At 61.3% G+C, this 20748-nt stretch carries 18 protein-coding genes; 11 read left to right on the top strand and 7 right to left on the bottom strand.

Annotation, left to right across the window (positions count from 1 at the left end):
- The first annotated feature begins 95 nt into the window (after positions 1–95).
- The 3 genes from MW046_RS12860 (at position 96) to MW046_RS12850 (ending at position 3240) form a co-directional block, all read left to right on the top strand.
- Positions 96–551, top strand: a complete 456-nt coding sequence (locus tag MW046_RS12860) for a YbhB/YbcL family Raf kinase inhibitor-like protein (protein ID WP_247993505.1) — start codon at positions 96–98, stop codon at positions 549–551.
- A gap of 91 nt (positions 552–642) precedes the next feature.
- A complete protein-coding gene (locus MW046_RS12855) occupies positions 643–2040 on the top strand; it encodes a TIGR00341 family protein (RefSeq protein ID WP_247993504.1) in 1398 nt (465 codons plus the stop codon).
- Positions 2041–2274: 234 nt separating this feature from the next.
- A complete protein-coding gene (locus MW046_RS12850; RefSeq protein ID WP_247993503.1) occupies positions 2275–3240 on the top strand; it encodes a transcription initiation factor IIB in 966 nt (321 codons plus the stop codon).
- 321 nt (positions 3241–3561) lie between these two features.
- Here the strand turns inward: MW046_RS12850 and MW046_RS12845 are convergent, their stop codons facing one another.
- The gene (locus MW046_RS12845) at positions 3562–4428 is read right to left on the bottom strand and encodes a hypothetical protein (protein WP_247993502.1); all 867 of its coding nucleotides are present in this window, start codon (positions 4426–4428) and stop codon (positions 3562–3564) included.
- 100 nt (positions 4429–4528) lie between these two features.
- On the bottom strand, positions 4529–6865 hold the full coding sequence (locus tag MW046_RS12840) for an AAA domain-containing protein (RefSeq protein ID WP_247993501.1): 2337 nt from the start codon (positions 6863–6865) through the stop codon (positions 4529–4531).
- A gap of 197 nt (positions 6866–7062) precedes the next feature.
- Between MW046_RS12840 and MW046_RS12835 the strand changes: the two genes are divergently transcribed.
- Positions 7063–7368, top strand: a complete 306-nt coding sequence (locus MW046_RS12835; RefSeq protein WP_247993500.1) for a MazG nucleotide pyrophosphohydrolase domain-containing protein — start codon at positions 7063–7065, stop codon at positions 7366–7368.
- 1 nt (position 7369) lies between these two features.
- On the opposite strand, the gene MW046_RS12830 is transcribed toward MW046_RS12835, so the two are convergent.
- Both MW046_RS12830 and cobT read right to left on the bottom strand, forming a co-directional pair.
- On the bottom strand, positions 7370–8668 hold the full coding sequence (locus MW046_RS12830) for a cobyrinic acid a,c-diamide synthase (RefSeq protein WP_247993499.1): 1299 nt from the start codon (positions 8666–8668) through the stop codon (positions 7370–7372).
- On the bottom strand, positions 8665–9666 hold the full coding sequence (gene cobT / locus MW046_RS12825; RefSeq protein WP_247993498.1) for a nicotinate mononucleotide-dependent phosphoribosyltransferase CobT: 1002 nt from the start codon (positions 9664–9666) through the stop codon (positions 8665–8667). Before cobT ends, MW046_RS12830 begins: the two co-directional genes overlap by 4 nt.
- Before the next feature lie 267 nt (positions 9667–9933).
- Here cobT and MW046_RS12820 point away from each other — a divergent pair, with 267 nt between their 5' ends.
- Positions 9934–10704, top strand: a complete 771-nt coding sequence (locus MW046_RS12820; RefSeq protein WP_247993497.1) for a CbiX/SirB N-terminal domain-containing protein — start codon at positions 9934–9936, stop codon at positions 10702–10704.
- A 13-nt stretch (positions 10705–10717) separates the two neighbouring features.
- Here MW046_RS12820 and MW046_RS12815 read toward each other — a convergent pair whose 3' ends face one another.
- Genes MW046_RS12815 through cobN form a run of 3 tightly spaced genes read right to left on the bottom strand, consistent with a single transcriptional unit; the run spans position 10718 to position 16021 of the window.
- A complete protein-coding gene (locus MW046_RS12815; RefSeq protein ID WP_247993496.1) occupies positions 10718–11485 on the bottom strand; it encodes a cobalt-precorrin-7 (C(5))-methyltransferase in 768 nt (255 codons plus the stop codon).
- Positions 11482–12171: a precorrin-8X methylmutase gene (locus tag MW046_RS12810; RefSeq protein ID WP_247993495.1), complete on the bottom strand. Its 690-nt coding sequence runs from the start codon at positions 12169–12171 to the stop codon at positions 11482–11484. The genes MW046_RS12815 and MW046_RS12810 overlap by 4 nt, the downstream gene beginning before the upstream one ends.
- Positions 12161–16021 (bottom strand): cobaltochelatase subunit CobN, encoded by a 3861-nt coding sequence (gene cobN, locus MW046_RS12805; protein ID WP_247993494.1) that lies wholly within the window; start codon positions 16019–16021, stop codon positions 12161–12163. Before cobN ends, MW046_RS12810 begins: the two co-directional genes overlap by 11 nt.
- Positions 16022–16055: 34 nt before the next feature.
- Between cobN and MW046_RS12800 the strand changes: the two genes are divergently transcribed.
- The 6 genes from MW046_RS12800 (at position 16056) to MW046_RS12775 (ending at position 20728) form a co-directional block, all read left to right on the top strand.
- Positions 16056–18122, top strand: a complete 2067-nt coding sequence (locus MW046_RS12800) for a VWA domain-containing protein (protein ID WP_247993493.1) — start codon at positions 16056–16058, stop codon at positions 18120–18122.
- A gap of 52 nt (positions 18123–18174) precedes the next feature.
- Entirely contained in the window at positions 18175–18357 is a 183-nt protein-coding gene (locus MW046_RS12795) for a CbtB domain-containing protein (protein ID WP_247993492.1), read from the top strand.
- A 5-nt stretch (positions 18358–18362) separates the two neighbouring features.
- Positions 18363–19094, top strand: a complete 732-nt coding sequence (locus tag MW046_RS12790) for a CbtA family protein (protein ID WP_247993491.1) — start codon at positions 18363–18365, stop codon at positions 19092–19094.
- Positions 19091–19453 (top strand): (2Fe-2S) ferredoxin domain-containing protein, encoded by a 363-nt coding sequence (locus MW046_RS12785; protein ID WP_247993490.1) that lies wholly within the window; start codon positions 19091–19093, stop codon positions 19451–19453. The genes MW046_RS12790 and MW046_RS12785 overlap by 4 nt, the downstream gene beginning before the upstream one ends.
- Before the next feature lie 8 nt (positions 19454–19461).
- Positions 19462–20103, top strand: a complete 642-nt coding sequence (locus MW046_RS12780) for a methyltransferase family protein (RefSeq protein WP_247993489.1) — start codon at positions 19462–19464, stop codon at positions 20101–20103.
- 67 nt (positions 20104–20170) lie between these two features.
- The gene (locus MW046_RS12775) at positions 20171–20728 is read left to right on the top strand and encodes a DUF8108 domain-containing protein (protein WP_247993488.1); all 558 of its coding nucleotides are present in this window, start codon (positions 20171–20173) and stop codon (positions 20726–20728) included.
- The last annotated feature ends 20 nt before the right edge of the window (positions 20729–20748 follow it).

Here is a 20748-nt window from a genome sequence, read left to right as displayed (position 1 = left end):
GGATTTTTCACCGTGGCAGTCATACTCTTACAAGAGCACCGAAACGACACAAGGGACGTGTAGCTATCCAAACGAGAGGCGACCGATACCACACAATGAGTGTCCTCGAACTCACGAGCCCGGCGTTTGCCGACGGAGCCCCGATTCCAGAAGAGTACAGCTACACGGAACGGAACGTCAATCCACCCCTATCCATCGCTGGCGTTCCAGCCGAAAGCGAATCGCTGGCGCTCATCGTCGACGATCCGGACGCAACGGAGCCAGCGGGAAAGGTCTGGGACCACTGGATAGTATGGAACATCGATCCCGACCGAACCGAAATCCCAACGATGTGGGAGCCGACCGAAGCGACCGAAGGCAGGAACGATTACGGTGAGATCGGCTACGGTGGTCCCAACCCCCCTGACAAACGACACACCTACCGGTTCGAACTCTACGCGCTCGACAGGTCCCTCGATCTTCAGCCCGGGGTGACGAAGGCGGCGGTCGAAGACGCGATAGAGGGACACGTCATAGCACACGCGACGCTCACAGGAACCGCAGCTCCATGACAGTCCGGCAACGATATACTTCGTTCTCGGAGAGATACGCACACCGCTACCACTAACACCATCGCGGGCGAACCAGCAGCGACGGCAAACGATGCGTTTGGTTCAGATGGCAGTTCCCCCCGAGAAACACGATGTCGTTGTGGACCTGCTGGAAGATCGGGAACTCAACTACACCATCGCTGATGAAACTTCCAATCAGGGTGCAGAATCGATCGTCTCCGTCCCTATCGAGACCGGTGATGTCGAAGAGTTTCTCGATTCGTTGCGCGAGGTCGGTATCGAGCAGGGGGGGTATGCGATCATCACTGACGTCGAAGCGATCCTCGGCGAGCGGGAGAGTGGAACGGAACGGACAGCACAACCGGACACGACACCGCCGTTGGAACCCTTCACGAGCAACCGGATCTCGCGAGAAGAACTTCAAGATACAGTGACAGAGATGGCGGTGATAACGCCGAGTTACGTGTTTTTCACCGTTGTAAGTTCCATCGTTGCCTGCACTGGACTACTCACCAACAGTCCCGCCGTGATCGTGGGTAGTATGGTCATTGCACCGCTGCTCGGTCCGGCTGTCGGTGCAAGCGTCGGAAGCATCGTCAACGACGAGCAACTGTTCCGAACGAGCGTCCTTGCTCAGGGTCTCGGACTCGTTCTCGCGGTCGGTAGTGCCACGGTCTTTGCGTATCTCATCAAGTTCACGATCCTGTCGACTGTCGATCTTCACACGATAGACGAAGTGGTCTCGCGCATCAACCCCGGTGCGCTGTCTCTCATCGTTGCCCTCGGCTCCGGTGCGGTTGGGGCGTTCTCCGTCAGTTCCGGAGCCAGCGCACCGCTGGTCGGCGTGATGATCGCAGCGGCCCTGATACCACCCGCAGCGGCGGTTGGGCTCTCGATTGCCTACTGGTCCCCGGTCGTGCTTATCAGCGTTACCGTGCTCTTGATCGTCAACATCCTATCGATCAATTTCGCAAGCCTCGGTGTGCTCTGGATTCGAGGATACCGGCCGACTCACTGGGCCGAACAGGAGATCGCGAAACGAACGACCATGAAACGGATCGGGACGTTACTCATCGGGATATTGATCGTTTCCAGCTTCCTCATTACGACATCTATCAATATAAACCAAAACAATCAATTCGAAGAAGACGTGGATTCGATCGCCGCCGAAAGCGATGTTCGCATACTCTCGATCAATACCTCCTATGAGCTACAGCCGTTCACCCGAACTCCGACAGCTGTTACAGTCCACGCCGAAACCGATTCGAATCGATTCGCCGATCGATTCAGACACCGAATCAAAAACAGGACGGGAGCCGATGTCTCCGTCACCGTCGTTCAGGAAACTGTCGTGACATCGAACGTAACGTCTGGGACACCCACCCCGATGCAACGTTCCCCGGATGAACTCGATCCGGACAAATACCGTGCTGGAAACAACACCCATCGATATCCACTGCCTCGGACCATCTCGTCCCCACCTCGTTGATCCGCAGTCGTGTACGGTGCCGGTTGCAGTAGCACCCCCTATCGATTACGATCACGCTTTCGAGTGAGTCACGGGTTCGCTCTCGGAAATCGTTAGAACTCAATTTTATTTATATCTGTCATAGTAATATTTATATCCTAGTCGCTGATTACTACCACATCGTGATTCAAAACGGTATCAAGGACCGGAAGCGAGGTAGGGAGAAGACAGCGGGTGAACAGCATGGGTGACACGATGACGCGCACGAACGATCGACAGAGTGAACGGGACGATTCCACGTCGGTGACGCAGTCATCGGAGCTGGAGTGTCCGGAGTGTGGCTGTTCGACCGTTTACCGCAATCAAGAGCGAGGTGAACGATGTTGTAAGCGGTGTGGTCTCGTGATCGAGGGCTCGTTGATCGATACGGGTCCGGAGTGGCGTGCGTTCGATGCCTCCGAACGGGAGAAAAAGTCCCGCGTTGGCGCACCGGTGACGCGGACGCTACACGATAAGGGGCTGACGACAGCCATCAGCTGGCAAGACCGGGATGGCAACGGTCGTACGCTCTCTGCGAAGCGACGAGAGCAGATGCGTCGGCTCCGTACGTGGCACGAGCGCGCTCGCACGGCGAACAACAGAGAGCGGAACCTCCAGTTTGCCCTCTCGGAGATCGATCGCATGGCCAGCGCGCTCGGCGTTCCCCAGTCGATACGTGAGATCGCATCAGTGCTCTACCGACGAGCGCTAGACGAGGATCTCGTCCGTGGGCGGTCAATCGAAGGTATCGCCACCGCTACGCTGTATGCCGCCTGCCGACAGGAGGGCGTCCCCCGCAGCCTCGACGAACTGACGGAGGTATCGCGCGTCGACCGATCGGAGATCGCACGAACACACCGCTACGTCGCCCGGGAACTCTCACTCGCATTGGAACCCGCCGACCCACGCCAGTACATCCCGCGGTTCTGCTCGGCGCTCGATCTCTCTGAGGAGATCAAATCGAGGGCGATGGAGATCTGTAGCACCACGGCAAACGAGGGGCTGTTGTCGGGGAAATCACCCACAGGATACGCAGCGGCAGCCATCTACTCGGCGGCACGTCTCTGTGGCGCTGGAACGACCCAAAGCGACATCGCAAGCGTCGCGCAAGTGACCGAGGTTACGATCCGGAAACGATACCACGAACAACTCGACGCCATCGGTTGCACGATCGAAGGCTGACCGAACGCTACGGACGGCCGGCGTAGCTATGACTGATAGAAATCTACAACTGCTAAAACAGGTGTACGGACCTGTCCGAACCGCTGACCATGAAAATGCAGGAATGCCTGATGAGTAGACACGCGGACCGACGCTACAGCCAGTTCGGCCCACGGCCATGATTCACCCGTTGTGTCCTGGATTCATCCTCCCGGTGCGCTCATGCGCCACACTTCTATCCACCGACTACATCACTAAAAAAGTTTCCGAATCCATCTGGTATTTTATTACTATTCGGTCGTGAGGTGTGACATAAATTTCCTCCAATTGATATTTTGTTCCTCAGCAGTCGGAGCCGGACAGATGCGTTCCAAGCGCGTCAGTCACTCGATCGATTTCATTGATCTCGTCGGTGTCACAACGTATCGTCGGACGCCACCACTGTGCGGTGTGGAGATACAGTACGTCCTCAGAACGCGTGTAGCCGGTGAACGACGACCACAGACGGAGTCGACGGGAAAACGCGTGTTCGACGACAAGTCCAGCTTCAGACACCCGGTACGTCCGTCCGTGGGGCCGACCACGATCCGCTACCAAGGCCACTGTGAAGATCATCTGTCCGAGAATAAATCCCCATTCGTAGCCCCCCAGTTCTTCAGCAACGATTCCAGCCGGAACGCACAGACAGCCGACGACGGTGACCGCGTTGACGATTCGACGGCGACGGCGGGGGAGCCACCCTTCCCACTGCGCAGCATCGGTCAGGTCGGACAGTTGGGCGTTCGCATACCGGGTCCGGCTCATCATCATGAGGAGTCCACCGAGAAGCATTCCAGCAACCATTCCCAACAGCGACCAACCTACCACCGAGTCGACTGTCCACGGCGCGACACCAGTCTCGGCTCCCACGATCAGGGACATGAACAACACCCCAGGAGCGGCCCAAAGCGCCCACAAGCGTCTATGACGGCCGATCTCGACGGCAAGCCCGGAGATGCGGGCAGCAGCGCACCCAGCGACGGCCGTCACGACCGCGACGAGGGCGAAGCCACCGAACGTGAACACTGCGATGTCCGTAACACTCTCTGCCAGCGTGATGAGTCCCAGCGGTGCGAGGAGGGCACACGCGTACAGTCCGGCGACCAGTGCGTAGATAGGGTCCGGACGAGAACCGTTTCGTGATGCTCGGGAAACGGTAGTAGATGCCATATGGTATCATTCTCATAGGAATAAAAATGCTTTCTGTAAGGGATCAGTTGGGGCACGAACCGGCCGATGCGATCGGCCGATCGCGTTCACTCAGGTTACATCAATCATGATGTAGTGCGGAGAGATCAAGCAGCGTCGGGTCAACGGACTTCAGTCGGTTCGTGTCGGCAAGCTCGGCGTGTAACGACCGGTAGAGATCGGTGCAGTCGGTCGCCGCCGTCAGCGTCGACCAGTCTCCGATGATACCACAGAACCGCCGGGCACGTGTGAGTGCGACGTTCAGCCGCCGAGGACCGTCCGGACGGCGGTCTAGAAAGCCCAGTTCGCCGGTGGGGTTGCTTCGCACGAGCGAGATGACGATCGCGTCCCGTTCGCCTCCTTGAAACGAGTCGATCGTGTCGACAGTCACGTCGGTTCCCCGAGGAAGATGTGTGGCGAGTAAACTGTTGATGGTGGCAACCTGTGCGGTGTAGGGTGCTATCACGCCGATGTCGTCGTATCCGACGGCTGGAAGCGAGCGGAGTTGACCGACGAGGTAGGTGACCAACTCCGCTTCCGGTTCGTTGTAGAGAGAGTTCTCACGGAGAGACTCGCTGCCACCGATGTCGTATCCCATCAGGCTCGCTCCATTCCCGAGCACGCCGTTCGATTCGGTGACCAGCGGCTCGATGGCGTGTCCTTGACGGAGGCTTCGGTCGTAGAACCGTCGATTCGGGAACCGAGCGATATCACGGTGCATCCGATACTGTGTTCGGAGTTGGATGCCAACACCCTCATAGACACCGCCATCAGCGTACAGATGCTCGAACAGCGACATCCCGAACGCCGAATCGGGGGGTGAGTCAGATGCGCTGAACGGCGGCAGTTGCTTGTGATCGCCGGCGAGGACAACTTTCTCGGCGGCGACCATCGGTATGCACGTCGTGGTACAGGTTGCTTGCGTCGCCTCGTCGATGACCGCCAGATCGAACCGTCCATCGAGACGAGCGGCGCTACTGGCCGTCGTGACAACGACGTCGGGGATCCCCGACACGGAACTATACCAGTCGCTGATAGCCGGATGGGTGGATCGACGGGCGTTGTTTCGCTTGACGGTGAACTCCTCGGTCCCGTGTTGTGCGTGTGCGTGCAACGATCCGTCGTCGACGTCGGTAGAGGTACTATCACCGACGAGAATGTTGTCGATCGCTTGATTCGAGTCGGCACAGACCAACACTCTCTGTCCGGCGGTGGCTGCCCGTCGAACGATCTCCACTAGCGTTCGCGTTTTTCCCGTTCCCGGTGGTCCATGGATGCAAAACAGCGGATCAGCCAACAGCGCGTGCTCGACTGCGAGCTGTTGTTCTTGGTTGAGATCGTCATCGTGTTGGGTGCTTTCTATCGCACCCGTGTCCGAGAACGTAACTGGCACCTGACCGGTCATGAGTCCCCTGAACGTCCGATCCTCGTTCAGTTCGCGGATCGAGTCCGCCTGTCGGTCGTATGGAACGCCGTTCAACAGCAAGGCGAGTCCGAAGCCCCGTCGTTGTTGCCGGAGAAACGAATCCACTTCGTTGACGGCGTCGATCGTCTCCCAATCCACGGTGAGCACCACGTTTCGGTTACGTATCGTATCGACGGTGACAGCGAGGGGAAACGCCGATGGCGAGTGCTCGCGGTTCGGTGGCGAGAGCAACGCCTCGTTTCCCTCGTGGATGCCGAACTCCTGTTGGACGAACCGGTGGGGGAGTTCCGTTCGATCCGCTCGACCGTTCCCATCGGCGTCGTCGCTCGCGTGCTCGGTAGAAAGCGCCGAAGCGACAGCAGCATCGGACAGACGAAACGTGAATCGCTGTCCACGACCGTTTCCTGGATTGTCGAGAGACGGGATCGCAGCCCCACCGTCCTCGTAGATCTCCGTCGGCGATCGGGCATCGAGACGCGTGCGATGCTCGGTACGCCGGGCCTCGCGCTCGCGGTCGACGAACCCCAACAACTGGTCGAAAAACTCATCCGGATCCCCAACCGGGTTTCGAGGCGGTTCCGTGTCCGACAACGGAGAGCTGTAGTACGCTGGCTCGGTTTCGGGAACGTAATCCGAGTGCCAAAACCGGAGTCGACGAGCCAACGGTGTCGCGCCGAACGCCTCGGTCTGCACGAACGCGCGTTCACCGTCTTCCTCGTACACGAATATCTCGCCGTGTATCGGATGGTCGGTGTAAATAACGTACTCGTCGGAGAGGGTGGCGCTCGTCGGTTCGTGGAGCGGCACACAGACATCGTCCTCGTCATCGGGATGGACGAGCGATGGATGGCGTCTCGCGTGCTCGATGACGCCCGCGACTGGAATCGCCTCGTCACCCCGGTCGGCTGGCGTGACCGCTGATGCCGCCGGGCAAACTAACGTCGCGGTTTCGATGCTGAACGCATCGATCGCCGATTCGAAGACGAGCGACATTCACACCCTCCTCCGGCAATACCGACGGGATAGAGACAACGATGAAGATCGAAATTGAACCCTGATTTCCGTCATCCATTCACAGTAGCTGTTATTTTCACAAAATGAGTTTTGATTATATATTGCTTCCGGATCGAGTGCGATCAATTCCCGTACGGGATCGATGGTCCCAAGAATCTGCTCTTCGATCCGCGGTCATGAACGCCCAACAACGACGGGTAGCGTCGTTCATCGAGCGATACGATCTCCACGCACCGCCAGCGTATCGGCTGTTGGATCTCGTCTCGGAGGTCGGGGAAGTGGCAAAGGATGCCAACAGCTCAACGGGCTATGGAACTGCTCCCGGTGAACTCACGCTCAGCGAAGAAGAGATCGGTGACGTGCTGTTCGCGCTGTTCGCGCTCGCTGACAGCCAAGGAATCGACGCGGATAGAGCATTAGAAACAGCCATAGGAAAGTACGAACACCGGTTGACCGACGCGGAAACGCCGTCTTCGGAGTAGTTCACAACCGGTCGACGAACGCGTCGAACGCGCCGCTTTCGGGGTGGACGTGACAGTACGTCCCGAGCGTGTCGTACTCCACCAACCCCTCCCGTCCGTCGTCGATGCCGTCGCCGCGCTCGACGTCGAAGACGAATCGGGCGTCCGAATCCACGTCGGCAGTGGAGTAATGGAACTCGTGGCCTCGCACCGTTTCGCCCCCACTGGCGGTGAGTGTGTCGGTTCGGGCCTGCAACGCGACGTGGTCGAGCGCTTGATACCGATCGTGCATCCGTACGTGGGTCGGAAGGACGCCAGCCATCTCGTGGGTCTCGTCGGCGGCCGTGGTCAGCGTTTCCGAGAGCGCGATCAGCCCGCCACACTCCCCGAACACCGGGAGTCCATCGGCAGCCTGTTCAGCCACCTGTTCGAGGGCGGGGCTGTCCGCCAGCGCCTCGGCGTGTAGCTCGGGGTAGCCACCCGGGAGATAGACGCCGTCACAGTCGGGGAGGTCATCGCCAGCGACCGGCGCGAACGTACACACGTCGGCGCGCGCACGTAGCCGTTCTATCGTCGCCGGATAGCAGAACCGAAACGCCTCGTCCCGAGCAACGGCGATCCGTTTGTCCCGGATTGGCCGCTCGGGTGCCGGATCGGGTAGGGGCGGAGCGCGTGCGACGTCCACGAGCGCGTCGGTCCGGAGCTGTTTTCCGGCGCTTTCGAGCACCTCCTGAGGGAGCGGGGCTTCGTCGCCCATCTGTAACCCGAGGTGGCGGTCAGGGATGGTCAGCTCCTCGCGGGGTGGGATTCGTCCGTAGTAGGTGAGGTCCTCGGGAAGGGCCTCGCGGATCCCGCGCTCGTGGCGACCGCCGTGAGCGCGCTGGGCGATCACACCGGTGACGTCGATATCGCAGTGTATCGTCGACGCGTACCGTTCGAAACCCAGCGCTGTGGCGGCGACGCTTTCCATGCCGGCGCTCGCGTTGACGACGAGCACGACCGGCAGATCAAGCGCCTCAGCGACCATCGCGGTGCTCGATGCATCCCCGTCGTACAGCCCCATCACACCCTCGATGACGCAGAGATCACCCTCTCCCCGGTGGTAGTTTCGCCGAAGTCCATCATCGCCTTGGAGCCATCGGTCAAGCGTCCGCGAGCTCTGACCAGCGACGCGTTCGTGGTGGCTCGGATCGATGAAATCCGGGCCAGCTTTGGCGGGTTGGACCGACGTCCCCGACGTCTCAAGCGCGTGGATGACACAGAGCGTGGCGACTGTCTTCCCGACACCGGAGCGCGTTCCGGCGATAACGACCCCGTTCATCGGTCATTACCCCGGTCGAGGAGCCGATCGTACACCGCGATGACTTGCTCGCGCACGGCCGCCATCGTAGCGTCAGCTCGATCGGCGAGCGCCAGCGCACCTCCCATCCCGACACCCTCTTTGGCCTCGCCAGCGACGTAGGCGTTCATCGCCGGGTGATCGTGGGCGTCGAATCCCGGATCGGTAACCGTTACATCCACCGCCAGATCGTTCGCCAGTTCTTCGATTGCTGCCGACTCGTCTTCGAGGACGAACACCGTCGTGGCAAGCGAAAGCGCGTCGTCGATCCCAAAATGACGAACGAGAGCCGCTGCTGCCGCCATCTGTGTCCCACCAGCGAGCGTTACGTCCGTTCCCGATTCGGTGGCCCCCACGGCGAGCCCCGCTACTGTAGCCAGCACCGGATCCCCGACGCACTTGAGCGTTTTCACCGGTTCTCCAGCGGTGTCGCCGGGTGACAACTCGCTCACATCGAGGGCCATCTCGATCACTGCTTCTTTGAGTGCAAGGGGATTTTCCGGCAGCGACGAGGACACTGTGGGACGCTCGCCGAGCGCAGTGAGCACACCCAACGCGGTGGTCGTCCCCCCGGGAACGGTTTCACCGACCATGAGCCGCTCGTCCGGTAGCTGTCGGCCGAGACGGCGAGCCGTTTCGAACGCCTCGGCTGCACTCGGCAGGGGCGTGGCGTCCCGAACGTCCTGCCCGGGTCCCACGCCGATAGACACCGTGGGCGCGCTCGTGGAGCACGCGAGACCGCTATCGACTGCGAGCCGTTCGAATCCGAGTAGCTCGAACACGGCGCGGGTGACGACTGCGGGCGTTGGACATCCCGAGGGACTCACGGGCACTGTCCGCGTACTCACCGGTTGTCCGTACGTGACGATCTCGAGATCCGCGCTCGGCGTGTGAGCCATCCCCTCCGGCGTGGCACCCGCGGCGCTGATCCCGTCGATCCGTGCCGTCTCCGTGTTTCCCCCTACGAGAACGAACCTCATCGGTCTACCACTCCCACCTCACAGCACAACGGCCGATACGATGTCGATGCATGCCGAAATAACACCAATACAGTATCATTAGAACAAATAAACTTTAATTCTCCGGTGGTCCGAGTCCCGGGACGACACACCAGATACCACAGCCACAACAGTAAATAAAATTTTGATATATTTATTACCAAAAATTATTTGTCACCCCAAGCCAATCATCAAACCAAGCCTATTTGGGCTAGATAAGGTATACTTGTATAACCGCCGAATTCATCAATGTCATCCGAAACGCTCCTACTCATCGGCCGTGAGACGGCGCACACTCCGGAGGTGTTCGAAACACACGCAGATCGTCTCGCCCGGCGTGGTGTCGTCGAAGAGGTGTTCACTACGACCTACGAGAGCGAGCCGGTTCGTGAGCTTCGCAGTCAGCTACGGGAGATTCCGGGCGATCGGGTGTATGCGATACCGATGTGTGTCGCGCACACGTTCGATACGGTAAGGGATCTACCAGCAGCGCTGTCGTTCGTTTCCGGAAGCGTACAGTACTGTGAGCCGATAGGACGGATGCCGGCCGTCACCGACGTGATCGTCGAGCGCGCCACCGAGCAGGTACGCGCTGGCTCTGAGGTGTCGCTGGTCCTGGTCGGGTTCGGGAGCAGTTCGAAACCGTACCACCGCCAGATGGTCGAGTATCACGCGGCGCGGCTCGAGGAGGGGACGGAGTACGGCGAGGTACTGGCCTGTTATCTGGTGCAGGATCCGGCGGTCGAGTGCATCGGATATGAACTCTCAAACGACCGGGCGGTCGCGGTGCCGCTGTTTCTGTCCCGGTGTGAGGCGACCAAGCATCGGATTCCTGAACAGTTGGAATCGGACGGGATCGCGTACGCCGAACCGTTCGGGACCCACCCTCGAATCACGGACGCGATCCACGCGGAGCTCGAAAAACAGCGCGCGTTAGCCGATGATGGCTCGTTCTCGTTCGAAGATCGATTGACCGCCACTCGGCGCCCGGTTGCGACTGACGGAGAAGGTCCGGAGTGACGTGATAAGCGCACTACCCCTCGGCCCGCACGGCGAGTACGGAAAGATCCGAGAACGGCGTGTCGTCAGCGTCCGAGCCACCGGCATGAGCCGCGAGTTCACCGAGCGTCGTCCGCGTGATCGTTTCGTCGTCGTGGGTGAGCCGTTCGAAGACGATCGCAGTGAGCGATCCCGATGCTCCTGCTTCGAGGAGCGTTGCGGCGATATCACCGGGCATCCAGTCGTACGGACGGGGTAATACGAGCAGGTGTCGGTTGCCAACCTGCTCACACAGCCGAGCCAGATCGGGTGTGATCGCCCCGCTTTTGTGGAGAGTGACGAACGTCGTTGTCTCCATGGGAGTTCTCGCGCGGCTAGCGGCCACCTGCAGCGAGGAGATCCCCGGGATGATCCGAACCGCAGAATCGACGGCGGTCTGGACCTTGCCGACGAACTGGTAACCCGAATGGTTGGGATCGCCCATCAACACGGCGGTTCCAGTGGCACCGTTCGCCACCCGCTGGGCGAACAGATCGAGCGTTTCGGCTTCGTTCGCGTAGCCACACGCCAACAATTCGGCGTCGGTACAGTCCCGAACGAACTCGATCACCGTCTCGAAGCCGACGACGACGTCCGCTTGGCTGATCGCGCGCTTGCCACGGGGGGTGAGATACGTCGTATTTCCGGGACCGATACCGACGGCGAACACCGGCGTGGCGTCGTGGCTGCGTTCCGTCTCGGGAGTTGCAGCGGCGACGTTCGCCGGGTCGGGACCGACATCGAGATCGTACCCCGTGGTCATGGCTCCTCGGGGGTGAGATCCACAGCGTCGTCTCTGGCATCGCTTGCGACGTGGATCAACTCGTTGGTCAGCGCCGCCGCAAGTCCGCTTCCCCCACGTCGACCGACGTTTGTGACCGCTGGGACGTTGTGCTCTGCCGTGACCGTTCGGATCCGTTCACGGCTCGTTTCGGCTTTGACGAATCCCACAGGTGTTGCGATCACGACTGCGGGTCGGGTGCCGTTCTCGATGCAGTCGGCGAGCGCGAGCGCCGCCGTCGGTGCGTTTCCGACCACGGCGATCGCTCCCTCGTAGATCCCCTGACGGTCGAGTTCGAGCACCGATGCGGCCGTACGGGTCATCCCGGTCCGTTCGGCCAGCTCGCTGCCGTTGCCGATGGCTTTGTGGACCGGACAGGAATGCCCACGGCCGGTGATGCCCGCTTTGGCCATCGTGATGTCCGTGACGATGGACTGCCCATCGAGCACCGCCCGCGCGCCAGCACGGACGGGATTGCCGGTGAACCGCAGCAGGTGCTGGAACTCCGGGTCACCGGTCGCGTGGACCGCTTTCTGTCGCATGCGATCGGCCAACGTCTCGTCGGGAACGAACTCCCGTACCCGGTCCATGCTGGTCTCGGCGATCTCCATGGCGGATTCAGTAGTGGCACCGAGATCGGCGTACGGTTCAGCGTCCTCAGTCGTCATCGGCGGTCACCTCGCTGGACGCGCGGGCCTCGAGATCGCCATCCACCCGGAGATTGACGTCCCGTATCCGGTCTTCCATCGCGTCGTCGGCCTCGAACAGCCCGCGATCGATCGCTTCCAACAGTGTGTCAGTGATGCTCTCCAAGGCCCACGGGTTCACCTCGTGCAGCCACTGTTGGCGCTCGGGGTCGAGGGCGTACGCTTTCGCTACGTCAGTCCAGAGCCGATCGCTCACGACGCCCGTGGTGGCGTCCCAGCCGAGCACGACATCGACTGTCGTCGACAGATCTCCCGCCCCTTTGTAATCGTGGTCGGTCATGCTGTCGAGCCAGTCGGGATTGAGCACCCGGGCACGCATCGCCTTTCGCACCTTCTCTTCGTTGGTGTACACAGACACGTTGTCGGGGTCGGAGGAGTCGCCAACGTACGACGCCGGCTCATCATCTGCGATCTCGGAGACGGCGGTGATGAATCCACCGTGAAAGGCGTACCAGTCCGAGCTGTCGAACTCGTCCTGTTCTGCGGTGTCTTCGATCTTGACGGTGGCCTCGACGGTTCCGAGCCGGCGCTCGAACGCGTCGTGCGCCTCGGTGACGCGCCCGCGCTTGCCGAGCGCGTACCCACCCCACTGTACGTACACGTCGGCAAGGTCCGCGCTGTCCTCCCAGTTCCCTTCGTCGACGGCCTTGTTCGTTCCCGCGCCGTAGCCGCCGGGTCGCGTGGTGAACACGCGGTGTGTGACGGTTGGATCCTCGATGCCCTGCTCGCGCAGTCGTTCGGTTTCCTGCTCGACGTGTTTTTTGACGTAGTTCATCTCGTGTGGCTCGTCCAGCTCGACCACCGCCTCGACCGCGTCGTGGACAACGCTCGCAGCCTGTGGGAACGCATCCCGGAACAGCCCCGACACTCTGGTGGTCACGTCGATGCGCGGGCGATCCAACTCGGAAAGCGGGATCGGTACCACGCCGTCGATCCGCCCGGCGTCGGTCCACTCCGGTTCGACACCCATCAGCGCGAGCACCTGTGCGATCGTCTCACCACGCGTTCGAACCGTCGGTGTGCCCCACGCGACGACGCCGATCTCCTCGGGATACTCGTCCGCTTGCGAACGGTGTCGTTCGAGGACGCCCTCAGCGACTTCCTTGCCGACACGCCACGCGCTGTTCGCCGGCACTTTCCGCGGATCGAGCGTGTAGAAGTTCCGGGCAGTCGGCAGCAGATCGACGCCACCACGTGTTGGCGCGCCGCTGCCGCCCGGTGGGACGTACTCGCCAGCGAGGGCGTCTGCCGTCCGAGGGATCTCCGCGCTCGCGTCCCGAACGCGCGGCGTCACCTCCTCACAGATGAACGATAGCACCGTCCGAAGGTCCTCGTGTGCTCCAGCGGTCGCTCGTCCGCCGCCGAGTGGTTCGAGATCGACCACGAGGTGATCCATGGTCAGTTCGTCCGGCTCCGTGTCCGTCCCGGCTGTTGGAACGTCGAAACCGTGCTCGGCAAGCGTTTCTACGAGTTCGACACTCGTCTCGTACACCACGTCGGCGGCCTCAGCGTAGGTCATCCCGAGCGTCTCGTCGTACGCGCCGGGATCGTCGAGCATCCGCTCGTACTCGACACCGAGAACACCGGCAACGCTCTTTCGAAGACTCGGTGCCCCCGGGTTTTCGAGCCGGGTGAGTGCGACGAGATACTCGATGAGCCGCTCTCCGTCGGGGGATTCGCCCATCGTGTGCAACCCCATCCGGATCTGCGTCGTTTTCACATCGGTGAGATACTCGTGAATGCGTTCGACGAGTTCGTCGATACCGACGTCGTCGCCCGCTACTGTGCCCTCCGCGAGCGTCGATCCGGCCGCCTCGGGGCCACGAACGTCTGCCATATCGTCTATCTCACCAGCAACACCGAGCTCGACAGCGAGATCCAACTCGTCCACTGTCTCTCGGATGAGACGAGCGAGCTGCTCGCCGTCGTCGGAACGGGCCTCGACCGTGCCAGCCTCTCGGAACTGGTTGGCGAGCGCTTCCAGCTCGGACAGCTCGCCGTACGTGCCGGCAGAGCGCATCACCGGCGTCAGATAGTCCACGATGGCCGCATACGAACGGCGTTTCGCCTGTGTTCCTTCACCGGGATTGTTGATAATGTAGGGGTAGACGTTCGGAAGATCGGAGATCAGCTGGTCGGGAGCGCTCTCGCCGTTCAGCCCAACCGTTTTGCCCGGCAGCCATTCCAAACTCCCATGGGTCCCGAGATGAACGACGGCGTCAGCCTCGAACGCGTTCCGGAGCCACGCATAGAAAGCCACGTAATCGTGTGGCGGCTGGAGATCCGAGTCGTGGTACACCTTCGAGGGATCCATCCCGAACCCACGGGGTGGCTGGACGGTGACGAGTACGTTCCCGAACTCGACGCCCGGAATCGCAAAAGCTCGGTCGGGTTCCGGACCCCATTCCTCGGTGACGTTCTCACGAAACCGCTCGTCCATTCCCGTGAACCACGCGGCGTACTGCTCGGGAGCGACGGTGTCGACGCTCAGCTCGCGTACGTCCTCGGGGGCGACCCATCGGTCATCGAGCGTGAGTTGTGCGGTTAGTGCATCGATGAGCGTTTCTCCGCTGTCCGGACGCGTTCCGCCGAGATCGTAGCCGCGAGCCGCCAGCTCACGGAGTAGATTCACGGTACTCTCAGGACTGTCGAGTCCGAACGCGGTGCCGATGCCGTCGTCGCTCGGAGGATAGTTGTGCAAGATGATGGCGATCCGCCGCTCGGAAGGCGAAGTATGCCGTACTGTCGCCCAGTTGACTGCGAGCCGCGCGGCGTGGTCGACGCGATCTTCGATCGGGAAATGCTGTTTCGGTGCGCTCCCGATGCCGGCCACGTCGTCGGTTCGTTCCTTGCCGCTGATGGGATGGGTGATGATGTTGCCGTCGAACTCCGGTAGTGCGACCGACAGGGCGAGTTCGAACCCCATTACGCCCGTATCGCTTCCCTCGTACCGCTCGCGCGAGCGCATCGTCGTGATCGTCTGAATGACCGGCACACCCAACTGGTCGAGAAACACCTCGTTCGCACCCTCGTCGCTCGCGCTCCGTCCCCGTTCGTCCATCGACAACGAGAACATGAACGACGACAGCACACAATCCACGATCGGCGCGCCCATATCATCGGTGAGCCACGCGTCAGTCACCCACTCGGCGTCGCGTTGCTCGTCGCTATCGGTCGCCGGATTGCAGAAGATTGGGAGGGCATTCGCCCCCTGAGACTCGATCGCGCGCACTTGTGCGTCTACGTACCGGGTGTTCTCGTGGGTCCAGTGAGATTCATAGAACCAGACCGCAACCGTCGGTCGATCCGATGAGAACGTTGCCACGAGTTCCTCGTAGGTCGCGCCCGGGTGGTCCGGATGGTACACGCCTTCCGTGGGAAGCGCAACCGGATCATCGTACGCCCACCCGTCGTCTCCGTACTCGTCGGCCAGAAACCGCGCGCAGTTGGCGATGTTGCTGGTTCCTCCCCGCTCCAGATACGCGTACACCTGATCACGGACCGTCGCCGTGACGCTCGTGTCCTCCACAGCGTAGGCATCACCGGTCGATTTGACGACGAGAGGGATCCCCGCCTCATCCAACCGACCGATCGCGTGGTCGTATCCCGGCATGCTTTCTTCGGCCCCGTGTAACCAGAACACCACTGCCGCCGCGTCCGTCAGTTCCTCCACGAACGCATCGATCGCCGACTCATCGTCGAGATCGCTTTCGGAACGAACGACCAGATCGATGTCCGCCATCCGAGACCCTGCCTGTTGTACTGCCCCTAACTCGTTTTCCGTCGCCGTGTACAAACCGATCGTTGGCATAAGTTTGTTAAACCTCCTTTTCTCTAATACAAGTATGGTTGATTTGTGCGCGGATAAAAAAACTTTGCCCGAGGAAAGTGCGCCGTCGTTCGCCGAGATCGTCGGTCAGGAGGAGTTGAAGGAAGCACTGCTCGCCACCGTGGTGAACGACGGACTGGACGGGCTGTTGATCCGTGGGGAAAAGGGAACGGGAAAATCGACCACAGTGCGGGCGTTGTCCGAGCAACTTCCTTCGCAGTCGGTGATCACGGGCTGTCCGTACGGCTGTCCGCCAGACGTGCCCGAACGCCAATGTGAGGACTGTCGCGAGCGGACCGATCCGGAGACGACCGAGCGGTCGGTGCCCCTCGTGACGCTTCCGTTAGGGGCCACCCGCGAGCGTGTCGTGGGAACGCTGTCGGTGGCGGACGCGCTCGCGGGTGACTACGAGTTCGACGCCGGGGTGCTCGCTCGTGCGAACCGTGGTATCCTGTACATTGACGAGGTGAATCTCCTCAACGACCATCTAGTGGACGTGTTGCTCGATGTCGCCGCGAGCGGTGTCAACCGAGTCGAGCGGGACGGGATGAGTCTCACCCACCCGGCGGAGTTCACGCTCATCGGCACGATGAACCCCGAAGAAGGTGACCTCCGGCCACAGCTACGCGACCGATTTGCGCTCCAAGCAACCGTGACAGCGTGTGACGATCTCGATCAGCGAGTCACGATCATCAACCAGGCGATCGGACAGACGGACAAGGAGGAGAGATCGGCGCTCAACACGACGACGGTTCGGGACCGTGTGCGTACCGCCCGCGACCGCTTTCGAGACGTCTCATTACCCCGACCGATCGCAGAAACGATCGCCGAATGTTGTCGGGAATCGGGCGTCGAAGGGCATCGAGGAGACATCGCCACGGCACACGCTGCCATGACGTTCGCTGCGCTCGATGATCGGACGACAGTAACCGAGTCGGACGTTCAGCGTGCTGTGTCGTTCGCACTACCGCATCGCCTGCGGTCTCGACCGTTTGAGGACGCTCAAGACATCGAAGATGTCATCCAGGAGCAGTTCGACGAGGGAACCGAACCGGAAGATCGTGAAACCGAACCGAGCGAGGACAGTCCCGAGACCGATGCCGAGGCAGACGGAACGATGGACAGCGAATCGGACGACGGAGAACCGACTGCTCCATCACCGACGAAGGCGCGTTCAGACGACCTCTCCGACAGTGATCGATCAGCGGATCCGCACGAGGGAACTGATGGAGATCGAACGGACGAGGGTGATGAAGGTCGAACGGACGAGGGCGATGAAGCCACCCCGATCATTCCCGGTCAGGACCGAGCCGACATCGGTGCCGCCAACGCACCCGATCCGTCCGTTCCCGCCGTGTCCGATGAGGTCGACTCAGTGGATGGTGATCACGTCCGTATTTCTCCGCGCGTCGATGGAGCAGGAAGTCGGGTTCGGACGAGACGAGCGGCATCGACCGATCGTCAGCTTGACGCCGCCGCGTCCGTCCGAGCCGCCGCGTCCCGGGGTGCTCAGTCAGTGGCGTCGCGGGATCTGCGCCACTCGATTCGTCAGTCCGAGACCGCCGCCCTTGTGGTGTTCGTCGTAGACGCTAGCGCGTCGATGCGGCCTGCAATGGCTGTTGCGAAGGCAACCATGCTCGAACTTCTACAGGACACTTACCAACACCGCGATGAAGTCGCGTTCATCACCTTTTCGGGCGAGGATGCTGACGTGTTGCTCCCGCCGACCGACAGTGTCGCGCTCGCTGCCCGCCACCTCAAGGAGCTACCGACTGGGGACCGGACGCCGCTCCCGGCTGGCCTCCACACCGCTAGCGAACTACTCGAACGCGCCGATCCGGATGCGAGCCTCGTCGTAGCGGTCACCGACGGACGGGCGAACGTTCCGCGCGAACGTCCAGTGAGTGAAACGCGCACAGCGGCCACACGACTCGCCGAGACCGGTGCCCACACGCTCATCGTCGACGCTGGCGACGGCTCTGGACTCACGGAAACAATCGCTGAAACGACCGGTGGCGAGCGCGTACCCCTCGACGCGCTGTCGGCCGAACGTGTCGACACCGCCGTCTCAGCGATCGAGTAGCACACTCGAAAGATTTACAATCTGGGTTGATATTATACAAGTATAGTTTACTATGGCGACAGACACCGTTCACGGACGGATCGAACGCGTTCGGATCGAATTCACACTGACCCAGTTGGTGCTGGTGATGGCATCGATCGTCGCAGTCGGGTTCGCATTGTTGTTCGTGCAAGAACCGATGGTTCACGATTCGATGCACAATTTCCGTCACGCAGTCGGGGTTACTTGCCACTGAGCACGATGTTCACTGAATACGTCACTCGGGGGGCAAAGGCGGGGCTAGGCGGCGGCATCGCGCTCGGTCTGTTCATCGCGCTGGTCGGGAACCCGCTCATCGGGTACGCCGAGACGTTCGAACACAGCCACGAACATCCACCGGCGGTTTCGGAACCCGTCACGGCGGTGGTTAGCGTTGTTGGGGGCGTTCTGTTGGGCGTGTTGCTCGGGATCGTCGTGTTCGGCGTCATCTACTATCTCTTAGAGCCGGTGCTTCCCGGTCGTGGCTCCGTCGACATCGACAGTTACCTACTCGGCGGCGCTGGGTTCATCACTGTATCCGGCGCGCCGTGGCTTTTGTTTCCGCCCCAACCGCCGGGCGTGGAGCAGTCGCTCTCGGTCGACGTGCGGATCGCGTGGTACGCCTTCATGATGGGTGTGGGTGCGCTGTCGTGTGGGCTGGCCGGGCACGTGTATCGACGGTTCGCCGATCGGAGCCGGGCGATCGCGGCGTTCGGAACTGTCGCGGCGTTCGGACTGCTCCCGCTGGCTACCGTCGTTGCGCCGACGAATTCGGTCACGGGACCGATCCCAGCCGACTTGGCGACGGTGATACGGGCGATCACTGCGATGGGACAGGTCGGGTTCTGGTTCGTCCTCGCTACTGTCCATGCATGGTTGGTTCGACGCGACCGATCGACCCCTGAGCCGGAGACCGACCCGATCGACGCGCCGTCGATGACCGTCGAGCCATGAACGACCGGACAGCGGACGTTCTGGAGAACGGGTTCACCGATCACGTGTTAGTTTGCACGAACGACCGGGAGTCGGAGTACGCCTGTTGTGCCGATGCTGGCGCGAGCGACGTGTACGAGATGGTCAAAGGCTGGTTGCGCGATCGCGGCGTGTTCTGGTCGCACGTCCACGTTGCCCGAACGAGCTGTCTCGGGCTGTGTAGCGACGGGGGGACGGCGATCGTGATCCATCCACGCAACCGGTGGTACTCGGACGTTCGCCCCGACGACGTGCCCGATCTGCTTCATGAGGAGTTTGGACCTGATGCGTCGCGGCTGGGGATTGGATCGACAGACGAGTCCGGAGCCACGATCGAATAAACCACCTCATGCGTCCGGCTGTAGCGTCTTGGCCATCCGCCACGAACGTCGAAGCGGTGATGATTGCGCTGAACACCACGGTGGCAGCCTTTGCCGTCGGACTAGTCGCATCCGCCGGGATTTTTGCCATCCTGTTGGTAACGCTCACGACCGACCGCCAGCTGTGGCCGCCCGGCGAGAAAACACGGGCGTACTACCTTCATTGGACGCTCGTCTGGCTGTTCAACGGCTCGTTGGTGACCGTCGCCGTGTTGGACTGGAACGCGTGGCTACTGCCTCGCCCCGGAACGCTCTTCGCGGGCGTGGTGCTCGCCGTCGTCGGCACGGCAGTCTTCCTCCGGAGCGCGAGCGTGATGCGATCGGCGGAAATGACAGGCGTGACCGGGGAGCTGTACACAGGGGGGCCGTACGCGTACAGTAGAAATCCTCAGTACGTCGGGATGATCGTCGGGATCGTCGGAGCCGCATTGCTCGTCAATTCTGTGTGGGTAGCCGTGCTCGCGGCGGCCCACATCGGCTGGGTGGTACTGCTGCCCCGCGCCGAAGAACCGCATTTGCGCGCGGCGTACGGCGAGGCCTACGAACAGTACACGGCTCGAGTTCCTCGGTTCGTCGGTGATCACACCGTTCGCATGCTGATCGCCGACTGATCGGACTGATCGTCGGATGAGCAAACGATATTGGGATACCGACCATCAAAGACGAGTGGGTGGAAGAATGTCGAAAAAGTCCTCCAATGTGATCGCGCTCGCGGACACCGTTTCCGATCTGATGTACGGGATTGCTGGGTGGATGCTGGTGGGGCTGGGTGTAGCTGGAATCGTCGGTGCAGTCGGCGGTGTGACCCAGGATCCACGTAGCATCGGTATTGCCGCCGTCGTGTTTCTGCTCTCCGTGTGTTTCATCGTGTTCGGCACGCTCGTAAACCCCCGGTTCCGTCGGCGGCTGAACCGTCGTCATTCCCTCACACGGTTCGGGAGGGTACGGAGCGTCGATCGGCGCGTTCTGTGCGCGACTGAAGGTCAGTCCGAACGGTGTGTGCGATGTAGGACACGGATGACCGAAGGGTTGGTTCGTCGCTATCGTGAGGAGTTCGTCGTCGCTGGCGTTCCGGTGTACACCCGTTCGGAGGGAACGAACCACTACTGCCCGGACTGTGCCACGTCGGAGCTGACGAACTCGACCCATGAACGGGAGCCGCCGAGTAAATCTGTCGAGGAACAAGCGACACTGTCCGACGCTGAAACCGACCACTCCCAAGTCCGTCCACGATAGCGTGCTCGAAAACCCTTCCC

The sequence above is a fragment of the Halocatena salina genome, assembly GCF_023115355.1.
GTDB lineage: Archaea > Halobacteriota > Halobacteria > Halobacteriales > Haloarculaceae > Halocatena > Halocatena salina.
Note: the sequence above shows the minus strand (reverse complement) of the source record. Positions and strands in the feature narration are given on the sequence as shown.

Coding starts and splice junctions, on each gene's coding strand:
- MW046_RS12860 (WP_247993505.1), top strand. CDS start 96: ATGAGTGTCCTCGAACTCACGAGCCCGGCGTTTGCCGACGGAGCCCCG.
- MW046_RS12855 (WP_247993504.1), top strand. CDS start 643: ATGCGTTTGGTTCAGATGGCAGTTCCCCCCGAGAAACACGATGTCGTT.
- MW046_RS12850 (WP_247993503.1), top strand. CDS start 2,275: ATGACGCGCACGAACGATCGACAGAGTGAACGGGACGATTCCACGTCG.
- MW046_RS12845 (WP_247993502.1), bottom strand. CDS start 4,428: ATGGCATCTACTACCGTTTCCCGAGCATCACGAAACGGTTCTCGTCCG.
- MW046_RS12840 (WP_247993501.1), bottom strand. CDS start 6,865: ATGTCGCTCGTCTTCGAATCGGCGATCGATGCGTTCAGCATCGAAACC.
- MW046_RS12835 (WP_247993500.1), top strand. CDS start 7,063: ATGAACGCCCAACAACGACGGGTAGCGTCGTTCATCGAGCGATACGAT.
- MW046_RS12830 (WP_247993499.1), bottom strand. CDS start 8,668: ATGAACGGGGTCGTTATCGCCGGAACGCGCTCCGGTGTCGGGAAGACA.
- cobT (WP_247993498.1), bottom strand. CDS start 9,666: ATGAGGTTCGTTCTCGTAGGGGGAAACACGGAGACGGCACGGATCGAC.
- MW046_RS12820 (WP_247993497.1), top strand. CDS start 9,934: ATGTCATCCGAAACGCTCCTACTCATCGGCCGTGAGACGGCGCACACT.
- MW046_RS12815 (WP_247993496.1), bottom strand. CDS start 11,485: ATGACCACGGGGTACGATCTCGATGTCGGTCCCGACCCGGCGAACGTC.
- MW046_RS12810 (WP_247993495.1), bottom strand. CDS start 12,171: ATGACGACTGAGGACGCTGAACCGTACGCCGATCTCGGTGCCACTACT.
- cobN (WP_247993494.1), bottom strand. CDS start 16,021: ATGCCAACGATCGGTTTGTACACGGCGACGGAAAACGAGTTAGGGGCA.
- MW046_RS12800 (WP_247993493.1), top strand. CDS start 16,056: ATGGTTGATTTGTGCGCGGATAAAAAAACTTTGCCCGAGGAAAGTGCG.
- MW046_RS12795 (WP_247993492.1), top strand. CDS start 18,175: ATGGCGACAGACACCGTTCACGGACGGATCGAACGCGTTCGGATCGAA.
- MW046_RS12790 (WP_247993491.1), top strand. CDS start 18,363: ATGTTCACTGAATACGTCACTCGGGGGGCAAAGGCGGGGCTAGGCGGC.
- MW046_RS12785 (WP_247993490.1), top strand. CDS start 19,091: ATGAACGACCGGACAGCGGACGTTCTGGAGAACGGGTTCACCGATCAC.
- MW046_RS12780 (WP_247993489.1), top strand. CDS start 19,462: ATGCGTCCGGCTGTAGCGTCTTGGCCATCCGCCACGAACGTCGAAGCG.
- MW046_RS12775 (WP_247993488.1), top strand. CDS start 20,171: ATGTCGAAAAAGTCCTCCAATGTGATCGCGCTCGCGGACACCGTTTCC.